The sequence below is a fragment of the Clavibacter michiganensis genome (assembly GCF_021216655.1).
In the GTDB taxonomy this organism is placed as follows: Bacteria; Actinomycetota; Actinomycetes; order Actinomycetales; family Microbacteriaceae; genus Clavibacter; species Clavibacter michiganensis.
The window spans coordinates 2,897,648-2,911,653 of the sequence record NZ_CP080437.1 but is presented as its reverse complement, the minus strand read 5'-3'; the positions used below and the strand labels follow the sequence as shown (position 1 = coordinate 2,911,653).

The 14,006-nt window shown below is 73.8% G+C and carries 15 protein-coding genes; 7 read left to right on the top strand and 8 right to left on the bottom strand.

Features of this window, described 5'->3' with window-relative positions; translation table 11 throughout:
* Positions 1-7 precede the first annotated feature (7 nt).
* Entirely contained in the window at positions 8-883 is an 876-nt protein-coding gene (proC, locus tag K0V08_RS13795) for a pyrroline-5-carboxylate reductase (RefSeq protein ID WP_079531493.1), read from the bottom strand.
* Positions 884-1,014: 131 nt separating this feature from the next.
* Between proC and K0V08_RS13790 the strand changes: the two genes are divergently transcribed.
* Positions 1,015-1,932, top strand: coding sequence for a cation diffusion facilitator family transporter (locus tag K0V08_RS13790; protein WP_079531490.1), 918 nt, complete (start codon positions 1,015-1,017; stop codon positions 1,930-1,932).
* Here K0V08_RS13790 and K0V08_RS13785 read toward each other — a convergent pair.
* A complete protein-coding gene (locus K0V08_RS13785; protein WP_079531487.1) occupies positions 1,929-2,822 on the bottom strand; it encodes a phosphotriesterase family protein in 894 nt (297 codons plus the stop codon). The two genes, K0V08_RS13790 and K0V08_RS13785, sit on opposite strands and share 4 nt — an antisense overlap.
* Complete coding sequence (locus tag K0V08_RS13780) at positions 2,819-3,226, bottom strand: carboxymuconolactone decarboxylase family protein (protein WP_011931761.1); 408 nt, start codon at positions 3,224-3,226, stop codon at positions 2,819-2,821. The genes K0V08_RS13785 and K0V08_RS13780 overlap by 4 nt, the downstream gene beginning before the upstream one ends.
* Before the next feature lie 52 nt (positions 3,227-3,278).
* Between K0V08_RS13780 and K0V08_RS13775 the strand changes: the two genes are divergently transcribed.
* On the top strand, positions 3,279-3,812 hold the full coding sequence (locus K0V08_RS13775) for a CGNR zinc finger domain-containing protein (protein WP_011931760.1): 534 nt from the start codon (positions 3,279-3,281) through the stop codon (positions 3,810-3,812).
* A gap of 27 nt (positions 3,813-3,839) precedes the next feature.
* Here K0V08_RS13775 and tadA read toward each other — a convergent pair whose 3' ends face one another.
* Complete coding sequence (gene tadA, locus K0V08_RS13770) at positions 3,840-4,289, bottom strand: tRNA adenosine(34) deaminase TadA (RefSeq protein ID WP_011931759.1); 450 nt, start codon at positions 4,287-4,289, stop codon at positions 3,840-3,842.
* A gap of 68 nt (positions 4,290-4,357) precedes the next feature.
* Here tadA and upp point away from each other — a divergent pair, with 68 nt between their 5' ends.
* From upp to K0V08_RS13755, 3 genes are all read left to right on the top strand, one after another.
* Positions 4,358-4,996, top strand: coding sequence for a uracil phosphoribosyltransferase (upp, locus tag K0V08_RS13765; protein WP_011931758.1), 639 nt, complete (start codon positions 4,358-4,360; stop codon positions 4,994-4,996).
* A gap of 392 nt (positions 4,997-5,388) precedes the next feature.
* On the top strand, positions 5,389-6,183 hold the full coding sequence (locus K0V08_RS13760) for a winged helix-turn-helix domain-containing protein (RefSeq protein ID WP_011931757.1): 795 nt from the start codon (positions 5,389-5,391) through the stop codon (positions 6,181-6,183).
* A 321-nt stretch (positions 6,184-6,504) separates the two neighbouring features.
* On the top strand, positions 6,505-6,948 hold the full coding sequence (locus tag K0V08_RS13755) for a MarR family winged helix-turn-helix transcriptional regulator (RefSeq protein WP_231689083.1): 444 nt from the start codon (positions 6,505-6,507) through the stop codon (positions 6,946-6,948).
* Here K0V08_RS13755 and K0V08_RS13750 read toward each other — a convergent pair.
* Positions 6,945-8,330: a glycosyltransferase family 2 protein gene (locus K0V08_RS13750; RefSeq protein ID WP_079531485.1), complete on the bottom strand. Its 1,386-nt coding sequence runs from the start codon at positions 8,328-8,330 to the stop codon at positions 6,945-6,947. The genes K0V08_RS13755 and K0V08_RS13750 overlap by 4 nt on opposite strands.
* Before the next feature lie 146 nt (positions 8,331-8,476).
* Here K0V08_RS13750 and K0V08_RS13745 point away from each other — a divergent pair, with 146 nt between their 5' ends.
* Complete coding sequence (locus K0V08_RS13745) at positions 8,477-10,003, top strand: cryptochrome/photolyase family protein (RefSeq protein ID WP_011931754.1); 1,527 nt, start codon at positions 8,477-8,479, stop codon at positions 10,001-10,003.
* Between the two features lie 42 nt (positions 10,004-10,045).
* Here K0V08_RS13745 and K0V08_RS13740 read toward each other — a convergent pair whose 3' ends face one another.
* On the bottom strand, positions 10,046-11,137 hold the full coding sequence (locus K0V08_RS13740; RefSeq protein WP_011931753.1) for a YihY/virulence factor BrkB family protein: 1,092 nt from the start codon (positions 11,135-11,137) through the stop codon (positions 10,046-10,048).
* 230 nt (positions 11,138-11,367) lie between these two features.
* Between K0V08_RS13740 and panD the strand changes: the two genes are divergently transcribed.
* Complete coding sequence (gene panD / locus K0V08_RS13735; RefSeq protein ID WP_079533642.1) at positions 11,368-11,784, top strand: aspartate 1-decarboxylase; 417 nt, start codon at positions 11,368-11,370, stop codon at positions 11,782-11,784.
* A 319-nt stretch (positions 11,785-12,103) separates the two neighbouring features.
* On the opposite strand, the gene K0V08_RS13730 is transcribed toward panD, so the two are convergent.
* Positions 12,104-12,871: a lysophospholipid acyltransferase family protein gene (locus K0V08_RS13730; RefSeq protein ID WP_079531482.1), complete on the bottom strand. Its 768-nt coding sequence runs from the start codon at positions 12,869-12,871 to the stop codon at positions 12,104-12,106.
* Positions 12,872-12,967: 96 nt separating this feature from the next.
* Positions 12,968-14,002: an aldo/keto reductase gene (locus K0V08_RS13725; protein WP_079533640.1), complete on the bottom strand. Its 1,035-nt coding sequence runs from the start codon at positions 14,000-14,002 to the stop codon at positions 12,968-12,970.
* Between the last annotated feature and the right edge of the window lie 4 nt (positions 14,003-14,006).

Genomic DNA, 14,006 nt, shown 5'->3' with positions numbered 1-14,006 from the left:
GGAGGGCTCAGCCGGCCGCGAGCTCGCGGGCCCGGGCGAGCGCAGCGTCGGTGGCGCGGTCGAAGAGGCCCGACAGGTCCGCCGCCTGCAGCACCTCCACGGCCCGCTCGGTCGTGCCCTTCGGGCTCGTGACCCGGCGGCGGAGCTCAGCGGGCTCGTCGTCCGACACGGCCAGCAGCTCGACCGCGCCGCGGAAGGTGCCCTGCACGAGCACGCGCGCCTCGTCCGGGCTGAAGCCCTTGGCCTCGGCGGTGCGGGTCAGCTCCTCGATGAGGAGGAAGACGTAGGCGGGACCGGATCCGGAGATCGTGCTGAGCGCGTCGATGCGCTCCTCGGGCACCTCGACCACGTCGCCGACCGTCGCGAACACCGCGCGGGCGAGCGCCAGGTGCTCGGGGCCGGAGCGCGTGCCCGCGGCGAGCCCGGTGACCCCGCGGCCGACGAGCGACGGCGTGTTCGGCATCGAGCGCAGCACGGCCACGTGCGCGGGCAGCAGCGACTCGAAGGTGGCGATCGTGACGCCGGCGGCGACGCTGATCACGAGCGCACCCGGATCCAGGTCGTCCGCGATCTCGCGCAGCAGGTCGGGCACCATGTGCGGCTTCACGCCCACGACCACGACGCGCGCGCCGCGGACCGCGCGCCGGTTGGCGTCGGCGTCCTCCTCGACGCTCGACGCGGCGACGCCGTCCCTCTCGCCGAGCGCCTCCGCGCTGGCGGCCGACAGCGTGGTCACGCGCACGTCGCCGTCCACCTCGACGCCCGGCTGCAGGAGGCCGCCGAGGATGGCGCCGTTCATGGATCCGGTGCCGAGCATCGCGAGCGACGGGAGGCGGACAGCCCTGGCGGGAGCGGACGGGGCGGGGCGGGAGGCGTCGGGCATGCCTCGATCCTAGGGACCGGGTGCCGCCCGGTCGGGTGGTCGGCGGCGACGGCCGCGTGGCTAGGCTGAGGCGACCGGGGCACGCGCGCCCGGGCGGCCCGAGCCGCCTCGCCGGTCGAGGAGGTCCGGCCTTGAGCGAATCCCACGGCAGCAAGGCGATCCTCGCCGCCCTCGCCGCCAACGTCGGCATCGCGATCACGAAGTTCGTCGCCGCGTTCTTCTCGGGCTCTTCCTCGATGCTCGCCGAGGGCGTCCACTCGCTCGCGGACTCGGGCAACCAGATCCTGCTGCTCATCGGCGGCAAGCGCGCGAAGCGCCTCGCGGACGAGGAGCACCCGTTCGGCTACGGACGCGTGCGCTACGTCTACGCGTTCATCGTCTCGATCATCCTGTTCTCGGTCGGCGGCGTGTACTCGCTGTACGAGGGGATCCACAAGATCGAGCACCCGGAGCCGCTCGACGTGCCGTGGCTGCCGATCGTCGTGCTGCTCATCGCGATCGGGCTCGAGTCGTTCTCGCTCCGCACGGCGATCAAGGAGTCGAACCCGCTGCGCGGCACGCAGACGTGGGTCCAGTTCGTGCGCCGCGCCAAGAGCCCGGAGCTCCCCGTGCTGCTGCTCGAGGACACCGCGGCCCTCTCCGGCCTCGTGTTCGCGCTCCTCGGCGTGACCGCGTCGATCGTCACGGGCGACGGCATCTACGACGGCATCGGCACCCTGCTCATCGGCGTGCTGCTGGTGGCGGTCGCCGTGATCCTCGGGGTCGAGATGAGCAGCCTCCTCGTGGGCGAGGGCGCGTCGAAGCCCGACCTCGCCGCCATCCGCGCCGCCATCACCGCGGGCCACGAGGCCGAGTCGATCATCCACATGAAGACGCTCTACCTCGGCCCGGACGAGCTCCTCGTCGCCGCCAAGATCGCGATGCCCGCCACGAGCTCGCTCGGCGACGTGGCCGCGGGCATCGACGCGATCGAGCGCCGCGTCCGCGAGGCCGTGCCGGTCGCCCGCGTCATCTACCTCGAGCCCGACGTGCGGGTCGCGACCCGCTAGGTGATGACCGTGGCGACGGCCCAGGCGCGACCGGGGTTGTCGCGGAGCACGGCGCGCATCGCCGCGCCGCCGACCCGGACGTGCAGGGGCGGCACCACCGAGGTCAGCAGCGCCGCCGGACCGCAGCCGTGCGGTTCCGCCCGAGCCGACGCGGTCGTCGTGTCCGCGCCGAGGAGCACCCTGCCCATGCGCCCGTCGGCCGCGAGAGCGCCTAGGAGCCGCGGGAGCCGATCGTGCGGATCCGTATGCCGCGGGGACGGCGCGTCGAGGCACACCCACGCGCCCCAGCCGGCGGCGTCGAGGACCGCGCGGTCGTCGGGGTTCCGGCCCAGGTGCCCGAGCACGACCGAGGAGGCCGCGACGCCGCCCGCGGCCAGTCGGCTGAGGACCGGTCGCGCACCGGCGCCGCCCTCCAGGTGCACAGCGACGGGGACGCCGGTGGCACGGTGGTCGAGCGCGTCCCGCTCGTCCACTGGGATGGATCCGGACACCACCGCGACGCCGACCTTCACGAGCCCGCAGCGCCGGTCCCGTACATCGCGCACGAAGGCGTCGGCGAGCCCGTCACCGGACAGCGCCGTCGTCGACGACCCCCGCGCATAGAGCGCAGCCCGATGCCGACCCGTCGCGGCCACGACGTGCACGCCGGTGCGGCTGCTGATCAGGGCCAGCTCCGTCAGGCTCCGCCCGAGCCCCCGCGGCGTCCACTGCACCACGGTGCCGCCGCCGACCCGGCGGAAGGCACGGAGCTCGCGCTCGGCCGCGTCCGCGTCGTCGAGCCCCTCGCCGGGCAGCGCGGGCGAGGAGAGGAACAGGTGATCGTGCGCGTCGACCGCCCCGAGGCCGTCGGGCTCCATGTCCCCGAGCAGGGTGCGGATCCGCCCGCTCACGCCGAGCCGTCGTCGCCGGCGGGCGCGTCGACCGCCTCGCCCCGGCCCGGTAGCAGCCGCAGCGCCGACATCACCCGCGGCAGGCCGACGTACGGCACCAGGTGCACGAGAGCCTCGGCGACGTCCGCCGGGCTCATGCCGATCCGGATCGACGTCGCGAGGTGCCCTCGCAGCTGCGGATCCACCCCGCCGAGCGCCGTCAGCGCCCCCACGATGAGCAGCTGCCTGTCGCGCGCCGACAGCTCGCCGCGCTGGTAGGTGCCGCCGAACACGGCCCCCACGATCCACTCGTCGAAGCCCGGCGCGGTCGCGTCGACCGTCGCCCGCCATGCCGCGGTCGTCTCGGGATCCTGGAGCTCCGCCAACCGCGCGCGGCCGGCCTCGGGGTCGAACGGCATGCTCATGCGGGCTCCTCGGGATCCAGTGACGTAACGGCTCATCCGTTACACTCGGAGCATGGCAGATCAGCGGGAGTTCCGCATCGACGGCGGCGCGACCTGGCTCAACCTCCTCGCGACCCGCGGCCGCAGCTTCGGGGCACGCCCGGTCGAGCGCCTGGCCGACCCTGAGGCGGCCCACCGCTGGCTGGCGCTCATGGGCTGGGCACCGACGGCCGCCGTCACCGAGACGCAGCGCGAGCGGCTCGTCGCGCTGCGCGAGGCACTCCGCGACCTGGCGATGGCGGCTGTGTCCCGAGCGGAGCCGTCACCCACCGCCGCAGACCTGGTCCACCGCGCCGCGGCCGGTCACCCCCACCCCCTCGACTCCCCCGCGGCACCCGTCGAGGAGGCCATCCGCGCCATCGCCACGCAGGCGCTCGTCACCCTCCGCGGCCCCGACCGGCTCCTGCTCGCCGAGTGCGCGGAGTCCGACTGCCGCTGGGTCTTCCTCGACACGTCAGGTCGGCGCCACTGGTGCCCTGCGCCGGAGTGCGCCTCGCGCGGCCGGGTCCGCGCCCACCGCGCGCGTCAGGCGGCATCGAGCGCCTGATCCCGCCGCCAGCCGGCCGCCCCGGCCTCAGGCGCCCGCGGAACCGCCCCGCCGCCCCGCGAAGAAGCCGTCCAGCAGCGCCGCGCACTCCTCCGCCGCGACGCCGGCGAACACCTCCGCGCGGTGCGGCAGCCGCCGGTCGCGCAGCACGTCGTAGAGGGATCCGGCCGCGCCCGCCTTCTCGTCCCATGCGCCGAACACGACGCGCGGCACCCGGGCCGCGAGGATCGCGCCGGCGCACATGACGCACGGCTCGAGCGTGACGACGAGCGTCGTGCCCACGAGGTGCCGGTCGCCGGTCACCGCCGCCGCCTCGCGGAGCGCCTCCACCTCGGCGTGCGCGGTGGGATCCTGACGGGCCTCGCGGAGGTTCCGCCCGCGCCCGATGACGACCCCGTCCGCGTCCACCACGACCGCGCCCACGGGCACGTCACCGGTGGCCGCGCAGGCCCGCGCCTCGTCGAGCGCGACGGCCATCCAGCGCTCGTAGTCGCCGGGGACGGGCAGGTCCAATCGCGATCCCCCTTGCTGGTTGAATGGAGCCTATGCGAGTCCACGTAGCCGACCACCCGCTCATCACGCACAAGCTGACGGCGCTGCGGGACCGCACCACCCCCTCCCCCGTCTTCCGCAGCCTGGCCGACGAGCTCGTCACGCTCCTCGCCTACGAGGCCACCCGCGACGTCCGGGTCGAGACCATCACGGTGCAGACCCCGGTCGCGCCGGCAGAGGGCCTCACCCTCAGCGACCCGAAGCCGCTCGTGGTCCCCATCCTCCGCGCCGGCCTCGGCATGCTCGACGGCCTGATGCGCCTCATGCCCAGCGCCGAGGTCGGCTTCCTCGGCATGGTGCGCAACGAGGAGACGCTGCAGCCGGACATCTACGCGGAGCGCCTCCCCACCGACCTGTCCAACCGGCAGTGCTTCGTCGTGGACCCGATGCTGGCGACCGGCGGATCCCTCATCGCCGCCATCGAGTACCTCTTCGACCGCGGCGCGGTCGACGTCACCTGCATCTGCCTCATCGCCGCGCCCGAGGGCCTCAAGGCCGTCGAGGAGGCGACCGCGGGCCGCGAGGTCACCATCGTCCTGGGCGCGCTCGACGAGAGGCTCGACGAGGTGGGCTACATCATCCCCGGCCTCGGCGACGCCGGCGATCGTCTGTACGGCACCGCCGCGCACTGACCCGCGCCTCGGCTCTCCGGCGCCCGCTCCCCTCGGGGGGGCGGGCGCCACTGTCCGACCACGCACGATTCCTGCGCGTCCCGCACGATTCCGGCCGCGCCTGTTGACACGGGCGCACGGATCCGTGCAAGCTCTCCCCATGACTCTGAACGCGCACGTCCTGACCTCCTCCGAGGCCTCGGGAGTCGCCGGCATGATGATGCCCGGCCGTGTCGCGATGTGCTGTCGAATGTCGGCCTGACCCGCCGCCTTCGCCTGAGCGGTCCCGCGACGCATCCGTCGCCGACCCTCCCCGCCGTCTTCGGCGCATCCGCCCCCTGAGGCGTCTCGCACTCCCCTGGGTCCCGCGCACTCCAGTTGCGCCGCACCCGCATCATCACAAGGACTCCGCCATGTCGCTCGCGACCATCGACCCCGCCCGCACCTCCCTCCGATCCGCTCCCGCCGCGCCCGTGCTCCGGGCGGCCGCCCCCCTCGCCCCGCCGCTCCGCCGGCCGCAGGCCGTCCCCGCTCCGGCCACGACGTCGGCCGCTCCCGCTGCGACCGCCGCGCCCGCACGCCCGGCCCGCCTCCGCGCCGTGCCCGAGGGCACCGAGGCACGCGGCTTCGCCATCTACGTCGGCCTCGACGAGCTGAAGGCTGCCGCCGCCGGCACCGACCTCGGCACCGTCGTCGCCGCGCTCAAGCGCCTGGCGTCGGAGCTCGCCCCCGGCGTCGAGACCCACGCCGCCGTCGCCCTCGCCCCCGAGGGCGCGGGCGGCCGCGACATCGACGTGGTCCGGCTCGCCCTGCAGGATCCGGCCGCCGTCGCCCAGCACCGCGAGCAGCCCGAGGACGACGTGCGCGTCGACGGCGGCGTGACGGTCGACCTGTCCCGCAAGCGCGTCGTGCTCGACGGCGAGACCGCCCCGCTCACCTACAAGGAGTTCGAGCTCCTGCAGTACCTGGTGCTCCGCGAGGGACGCACCATCGAGCGATCCGAGCTCATCGCCTCGCTGTGGTCCGCCGCGGACGGGGACGACGTGCCGAACGAGCGCACCATCGACGTGCACGTCCGCCGGCTGCGCTCCAAGCTCGGCCGCTACGAGGAGATCGTCCGCACGGTGCGGGGCGCCGGGTACCGGTTCGACCGGCACGCGGACGTCGCCGTCCACCACGCCAGCACGCAGTCGCCCGACCTGTTCTGAGGCGGCCGCCGGCGCTCAGCCCGTCCTTGCGGAGCTGTCGGTGATCTCCCAGCACATCGGGCTGGTTCTGGGTAGCGGGGCGTTACGGGATCGTTATACAGTCTTCTCGTCCCCACCGTTTGCTGTGGCGGTGGAGACGGAATGTGATTGCAGGACACTCCTGGTGCAAGGGAGAGGGCCGGCCCCATGCCTCTGGGGTCGGCCCTCAGTCATGTCCGGCACAGTTCCGACCCGACCGTTCCGCGCGGCGCCGCTCAGTAGACTCGCCACCACAGAGTGCGCCCGACCGTCATCGCGTCGCGCACGGGACGAGGAGGCCTGGTGGGCGAGACAGCGGACGCCGTGCGGGCCTGGGAGTCGCTGTTCCGGGCGCAGGTCAGCGTCATGCGCCGCCTCACTGCCGAGTTCCCCAGCCGCGAACTCTCCTTCAACGAGTACGACGTGCTGTTCAACATCTCGCGGCAGCCCGAGGGGCGCCTCCGTCTACGAGACCTCAACCACCACGTGCTGCTCACCCAGCCCAGCGTGAGCCGCCTCATCGACCGCCTCGTCGTGCGGGGCCTCGTCGTGAAGTGCGGCGACGAGAGCGACGGGCGGGCCACGATCGTGCGGCTCACCGATGCCGGCGACGCGGCCTTCCGCGCGGTCGCGCGCGTGCACATGGAGTCCATCGCCTCGACCGTGGGCGGGGCGCTCACGCCGGACGAGCTGGACACGCTGCGCGCGCTGACCGACAAGCTCCGCGGGAGCGTCGCCGAGGCCTAGGCCTCGGATCCACCCGCCGCGCTCGGACGGGCGAACGGCCCGCCATGGGCGACGAGCAGACGCAGCAGGGCCATCACGAGGTCGGCGGCGGTCACGACGCACGCGGCCCAGCCGACCATCGTGGTGAGGCCGGCCGCGGCGGGGCCGCCGACCTCGGCGACGGCGAGCACTCCGACGACGACCAGGGCCACCGCTGCGGCGGCGACGGCGTCCACCCGGGAGAAGGGCGGCACCGTCTCGGCCGCTGCGGGTCCGCGCCGGCGGCCACGGTGGGCCATCCGGTGCAGGCCGTCGCGTATCCGGGAGACGCCGTACGCCGCCTCCGCCGCCTCGAGCGGGAGGAACGTCGCGCCGAAGAGGACGTCGGCGGCGGTGCGCTCGCGGATCCGGCGGAGGGTGCGGATGTGCAGGGGCAGCCGCACGACGACGGGGATGGCCCACCACCACGCGGGCTCCAGCATCCCCTGCATCCCGGCGGCGGCCAGGTACAGCGCCACCAGGGCGTAGGCCAAGAAGCGGAGGACGGGCCCGACGCCGATGCGGAGGGACGCCAGGCGTGCGCGACGCCGGTCGCCGACGTCGGCGGGCGAGCCACCGCGCGCGAGCCGGGCGACGTGCGCTCCCCACCGGTCGCGTCGCTCGCGCATCATGCCCCAGGTGACGGCGGTGTCGACCCGGGCGCGCGCGCCGGGGACGAGGGCCGAACGGTCGTCCCCGGCCAGGAGATCCGTGAGGATCCCCTCCGACGAGGCGGCCGACGAGGACGGCGCGTCAGCCGCGGGCAGCCGCAGGAGCGTGGCCGGCGCGAGCGGGACCGGGCCGGTGAGGCCGAGGTCGATGCCGGTCTCGACGGCGCCCATGGCCCAGTGGCGCTGCAGGAGCTGGAGCGCACCCGCGAGGGGGCCGTGGGATCCGCTCGGTCGCGGATCGAGGCTGGCGGACACCGAGCGGGCACCCGGATCCCGCTCCAGGGCGGCGGCGAGGAGCTGGAGCACGTCCGGCTTCAGCTCGGCGTCGGGCGCGACGAGCAGCACGCGCCCCGCGTCGTCGACCAGCCGCAGGGCGAAGCCGTAGGCGGACCGGAGCGAGCCCTCGCGCGGGCCGCGGTCGATGACCGTGACCGTCGTGGCGGCATGACCCGCGTCGGCGAGGGCGTGCGCGTGGCGTCCGTTGAAGGTCCGCGCCACGGCGAAGGTGTCATCGCGGCTGCCCGCGACCACGACGACCACGCGCGCCGGCGGCATGGTCTGACCGAGGATCGACGTCAGCGTGGCCGCGATGGTGGATCCCGCGTCGCCGGCCACCACGACCGCCGAGACGGCGTCGCGCGACGACCGACCGGGGTGCTCGGGCGGGGGCAGGGGCGTGCTCTGGTTGTCCATGGGCCTCTCGACGACGGCGGGTCTCGGGTGGGCGGTCGGACCCGGACGGACGCGCACTGCCATGTGCGATATTACGTGCCGCCGGGCGCCGTGCGCGAAGCGACCTCGCGCCGGTCGGCCGCGTGGCGCCGTCCTAGGCTCGATCCATGAGCGACGACGACGCCCCCGACCACGGATCCGCGGACCGGGAGGGCGCCGAGGAGGCGCACGGCCCGAGCATCGTGTGGCTGCGCGACGACCTCCGCGTGGCCGACAATCCGGCGCTGCACGCGGCCGTCGAGCGGGGCGAGCCCATCGTCGTGCTGTACGTGCTCGACGAGGAGAGCGACGGGATCCGCCCGCTCGGCGGCGCCGCCCGCTGGTGGCTGCACATGAGCCTGTCGCGCCTCGCGGAGTCGCTGCGGGAGCTCGGATCCGACCTGGTGCTGCGCCGCGGGAAGGCCGCCGACGTCGTCGACGACCTCGTGCGGGAGATCGGCGCGGGCGCGGTGCTGTGGAACCGGCGCTACGGCGGGGCCGAGATCGCGGTCGACACCGCCATCAAGAAGGACCTCGGCGACCGGGGGCTCGACGTCCGCAGCTTCCAGGGATCGCTGCTGGTCGAGCCGTGGACGGTGACGAACAAGCAGGGCGAGCCGTTCCGCGTGTACACGCCGTTCTGGAAGGCCGCGCAGGAGCGGGAGGAACCGCGGAAACCGCTGCCCGCGCCGAAGGAGCTCGACGCGCCGCGGGAGGCACCCCGCTCGGACGACCTCGACGGCTGGGGGCTGCTGCCGACGAAGCCCGACTGGGCGGCCGGCCTCCGCGAGTCGTGCGATCCCGGCGAGGCAGCCGGCCTGCAGCGCCTCGAGGACTTCGTCCACCACGAGCTCGAGGACTACGCCGCCCAGCGCGACGAGCCCGCGGCGATGACCACGTCGCGGCTGTCGGCGTACCTCCGCTGGGGCGAGGTGAGCCCGTTCCAGGTGTGGCACCGGATCCAGCGCACGCGCGGGAAGAAGGTGGGCGGCGACGAGGTCAATGCCACCAAGTTCCTCTCCGAGCTCGGCTGGCGCGAGTTCAGCTACCACCTGCTGTACCACCAGCCGGATCTCGCGACCCGCAACTTCGTGCCCCGCTTCGACGCGTTCCCGTGGGACGAGCCGACCGACGAGACGCTCGGCGCGTGGCAGCGGGGCGAGACGGGGGTGCCGCTCGTCGACGCCGGCATGCGCGCGCTCTGGAAGGACGGCCACCTGCACAACCGCGTGCGCATGGTCGTGGCGTCCTTCCTCATCAAGAACCTGCTGATCGACTGGCGCCACGGCGAGCAGTGGTTCTGGGACACGCTCGTGGACGCGGATGCGGCCAACAACGCGGCGAGCTGGCAGTGGGTCGCGGGATCCGGCGCCGACGCCGCCCCCTACTTCCGCGTGTTCAACCCCGTGCTGCAGGGGCAGAAGTTCGACCCGTCGGGCGAGTACATCCGCTCGTACGTGCCCGAGCTGGCGCACGCGCCGCGGGACGTCGTGCACGAGCCGTGGAAGGCGATGGGCGACCTCGTCGCGAGCGCGGAGGACGGCGCGGACGACTCGGACGACGGCGGGCTCGCGGCGTACCCGGCGCCGATCGTCGACCTGAAGGAGTCCCGGCAGCGGGCCCTGGCGGCCTACGACGAGATCAAGGACCGGTGACGGACGGGCCCGCGCGATCGACGTGCGGGCCCGCCACGCGGATCAGGCGCCGTCGCCCGCGTCGTCGCCGCGTCCGAGGCGCTCGGCGCGCTCGTGGCGCTCGCGGATCCCGCGTCCGCGCTTCACGTCCTCGCGCTCCGCGGCGGCCTTCTTGTCGCTGACGACGGTGTCGCGCGGCGGCAGCTGCAGCGTCTCCTCGGCGGCGATGCCGGCCTGGAGCTGTCGCCCGCGCTCGAGCTCCGCGTCGAACTCGGCGCCGAACAGCAGCGCGAGGTTCGCGATCCAGAGCCACAGCAGGAACACCACGACGCCCGCGAGCGCCCCGTAGCTCTTCGCGTAGCTGGAGAACTCGGTGACGTAGAAGGCGAAGCCGACGCTCGCGACGACCAGCACGACGAGAGCGATGGCGGCGCCCACGCTCATCCAGCGGAACTTCGGCTGCTTCGCGTTCGGGGTCGCGTAGTAGAGGATCGCGATGAGCAGCACGATCGCGAACGCGAGCACGGGCCACTTGGCGATGGACCACACGATCTGCACGGTCGGGCCGAGGCCGAGCGCCTCGCCGATGGCGTCGGTGACCGGGCCCGAGATCGCGATGATGAGCGCGCACACGAGCAGGATCACGATGCCGATCAGCGTGACGGCGAGCTGCATGGGCTTGAGCTTCAGGAACGGGCGGCCCTCGGGGATCTCGTAGATGCGGTTCATCGCCCGGGTGAACGCGCCGACGTAGCCGGAGGCCGACCAGATCGCGAGAACGATGCCCGAGACGAGCGCGAAGCCGGCGGCGGGCGACTCGACGAAGCCGGTCAGGATCGGCTCGATCAGCGCGAGGGCGTCCGCGGGGGCGAAGCCGCGCAGCAGGTCGAGGACCGCCGTCACCGTCTGCTGCCCCTGCCCGAACACCCCGAGCAGCGAGATGATCGCGATGAGCGCGGGGAACAGCGACAGCACCGCGTAGTACGTCAGCGACGCCGCGATGTCTGTGCACTGGTCCGAGCCGAACTCGCGCACGGTCTTCCGGAGGACGTACTTCCAGGAGGGCTTCTCGATCTCCGTCGGGGAGTCGGGCTTGCGCGCGTCGTCCTCGTCGGGACGGTCCTCGATCGTGCCGGCCGTGTCGCGTCGTGCCACTGGTGCCTCCGTGCTGTCTGCGGGTCGGGTCCCCGTCCCCCCAGAGTGGCCCGCCCCGGCGGGAGCGCATAGCCCGCCTGCGTCTCGTACACTCGCCCGGGGGCCTCGCGCCGAGGATCCGGCACCCGCCGGAACATCCGCGGGCCGCCGCGCGTTGGGCTGTCGTGATCGCCTGCGCGATCGTCGTGCTCCGCCTCCGCGCGCACGGACCCGCCCGCCGAGGAGCACGCATGCTGCGCACCATGATGACCGCGAAGATCCACCGCGCCACGGTGACGCACGCCGACCTGCACTACGTCGGCTCCGTCACCGTCGACCGCGACCTGCTCGACGCCGCGGACATCCTCGTGGGAGAGCGCGTCAGCATCGTCGACGTGACCAACGGCGCCCGGCTCGACACCTACACGATCGCGGGCGAGCGCGGCAGCGGCGTGCTCGGGATCAACGGCGCGGCCGCGCACCTCGTCGACGTCGGCGACGTGGTGATCCTCATCGCGTACGGCCAGATGACGACCGAGGAGGCCCGCGCGCTCGAGCCCCGCGTGGTGCACGTCGACGCCGGCAACCGCATCCGCGCCGTGGACGCCGACCCCACCGCGCCGCCCGCGCCCGGGCTCGAGCGCTCCCCGCTGGCCGAGCCGGTCTGACCGGAGCCGTTCCGCCAGAGGCCGTCCGCGCGAGGCCGTCCGCGCGAGCGACCGAAAGGGCCCGCAACTGTAGCGGGTCCCCCAAATGACGGACACAAGCGCTTCCCCCCAATACGGGGTACATTCCCGTGCCTGCGGGGAGAACCCCAGCATGCGCGGCTACCGTGTAGTCATCCGGTACGGCTCTTCGGGTGAGCGGTACCGCACCAGCCGGTTCGTCTGCGGGTAACAGACGTTCACGTGCGCAGATCGGCCCGGGCCTCGAAGGCCCGGGCCGATCTCATTCCCCCGGCGGTCCCGAGAGTCGACGGCCCTCGCGTCAGCGCCCCTCCGCGCGGCGCCGCGCGTCGCGCTCCGCGTCGGCCGCGGCGGCCTCCTCCGGCGTCGGCGCCGTGCCGCCCAGGTGCCTCGGCTGCCACCATGCGCCGCGACCGTCCACCGGGTAGGCGGACTGCAGCCCGTCGACCAGCTCCTGCAGCTCGACGCGCAGGGCCTCGGTGACCTCGCGCGGATCCGCGTCCGGCGCCACGGGGATCCGCTCGCCCACGCGCAGGTGCACGGGCACCCCGATGCGGTCGCGCATCCGGATGCGGTGGTTCTTCGTGAGGAGGCGGTGGCCGCCCCACACGGCGACGGGCACGATCGGGACGCCGGCCTCCGCCGCGAGCCGGGCCGCGCCGGTCTTCAGCTCCCGGACGCGGAACGACGCGCTCACTCCCGCCTCCGGGAAGACGCCGATGAGCTCGCCCGCGCGCAGGGCGGCGACGGCGTCGGCGTAGGCGGCAGCCCCGGCGGTCATGTCGACCTCGATGTGGCGCATGCGGCGCAGGACCCAGCCGACGCCGGGCTGGTCGAACGCGCCCTTCTTGGCCATGAAGCGGATCCGGCGCCGGTCGTGCAGCCACGTCGCCCACTCGACGAGCGCGAACTCGAGGTAGCCGAAGTGGGTCATGGCGATGACCGCGCCGCCGGTGTCCGGGATCCTCTCGCGGCCATCGGCGACGAGGCGGAGGCGGAGGGCTCCGAAGAGCGCGCGGCCCAGGATCACGGCGGTCCCGTACACGGGCTCCCGGGTGCGGCGGCTCATGCACCGAGCCTACGGGGGCGGGATCGGCGGCGGCCGGGAACCGACCCTCCGCGGATCGGTCCCGGCTCGCGGCTCGCCACCTCGGGGCGGATCGACTCAGCGCCGGCGGCGGGCGGGATCCAGCCAGTAGTTCGCGAAGCCCGTGTCGGCCGGGTTCACGTTGAGGCCGGGCGGCACGATCTCGTCGATCCGGTCGAGCGTGGCGGCGTCGAGCTCCAGGTTCGCGGCATCCAGCTGCGACTCGAGCTGCTCCATGGTGCGCGGGCCGATGATCGCGCTGGAGACCGCCGGGTGGCGCAGCACGAACGCGAGCGCGAGGTGCACGAGCGGCACGCCGAGCTCGTCGGCGAGGGCGCCCAGCTTGTCGGCCGCCTCGAACTTCGGGTCGGCCGGGTCGTAGCGCGACGGGTCGCGGTCGTTGCGGTGCGTCTTCGGGATCTCCTGGCCCTTGCGGTACTTGCCGGAGAGCCATCCGCCGGCGAGCGGGCTCCAGACGAGCGTGCCCATGCCGTGGCGCTGGGTGGTGGGGAGGAGGTCGGCCTCGATGCCGCGGGTGAGCATCGAGTACGGCGGCTGCTCGGTGACGAACCGCGCGGTGCCGCGCTCGCGCGCGACCCACTGCGCCTCGACGACCTGGCTCGGCTGGAAGGTCGACGAGCCGATGTAGCGGACCTTGCCGGCGCGCACGAGGTCGGTGAGCGCGCCGAGGGTCTCCTCGATGTCCGTGTGCTCGTCCGGCCGGTGCATCTGGTACAGGTCGATGTAGTCGGTGCCGAGGCGGCGCAGGGAGTCCTCGACGGCGCGCATGATCCAGCGGCGCGATCCGCCGCGGAAGTTCGCCTCGGGCTTCATCCCGTTGAAGAACTTCGTGGCGAGGATCAGGTCGTCGCGGCGGCCGGACTGCGCGATCGCCTTGCCGACGATCTCCTCCGACTCGCCGTACGCGTAGATGTCGGCGGTGTCGATGAAGGTGATCCCCGCGTCGATGGCGCGGTGGATCACGCGGATGGACTTCTCGTGGTCGGTCTCGCCCCAGGCGCCGAACATCATGGTGCCGAGGCAGAGGCGCGAGACCTCCACGCCGGTGCGGCCGAGGTACGTGGTGGGCTGGTCGGTGGACTGCTCTGTCATGAGC

What these genes read in the sequence shown, in the direction of transcription:
- proC (WP_079531493.1), bottom strand. Translation starts at nt 883, where the DNA reads ATGCCCGACGCCTCCCGCCCCGCCCCGTCCGCTCCCGCCAGGGCTGTC.
- K0V08_RS13780 (WP_011931761.1), bottom strand. Translation starts at nt 3,226, where the DNA reads ATGAGCATGCCGTTCGACCCCGAGGCCGGCCGCGCGCGGTTGGCGGAG.
- K0V08_RS13775 (WP_011931760.1), top strand. Translation starts at nt 3,279, where the DNA reads ATGGCAGATCAGCGGGAGTTCCGCATCGACGGCGGCGCGACCTGGCTC.
- tadA (WP_011931759.1), bottom strand. Translation starts at nt 4,289, where the DNA reads ATGGCCGTCGCGCTCGACGAGGCGCGGGCCTGCGCGGCCACCGGTGAC.
- upp (WP_011931758.1), top strand. Translation starts at nt 4,358, where the DNA reads ATGCGAGTCCACGTAGCCGACCACCCGCTCATCACGCACAAGCTGACG.
- K0V08_RS13760 (WP_011931757.1), top strand. Translation starts at nt 5,389, where the DNA reads ATGTCGCTCGCGACCATCGACCCCGCCCGCACCTCCCTCCGATCCGCT.
- K0V08_RS13750 (WP_079531485.1), bottom strand. Translation starts at nt 8,330, where the DNA reads ATGGACAACCAGAGCACGCCCCTGCCCCCGCCCGAGCACCCCGGTCGG.
- K0V08_RS13745 (WP_011931754.1), top strand. Translation starts at nt 8,477, where the DNA reads ATGAGCGACGACGACGCCCCCGACCACGGATCCGCGGACCGGGAGGGC.
- panD (WP_079533642.1), top strand. Translation starts at nt 11,368, where the DNA reads ATGCTGCGCACCATGATGACCGCGAAGATCCACCGCGCCACGGTGACG.
- K0V08_RS13730 (WP_079531482.1), bottom strand. Translation starts at nt 12,871, where the DNA reads ATGAGCCGCCGCACCCGGGAGCCCGTGTACGGGACCGCCGTGATCCTG.
- K0V08_RS13725 (WP_079533640.1), bottom strand. Translation starts at nt 14,002, where the DNA reads ATGACAGAGCAGTCCACCGACCAGCCCACCACGTACCTCGGCCGCACC.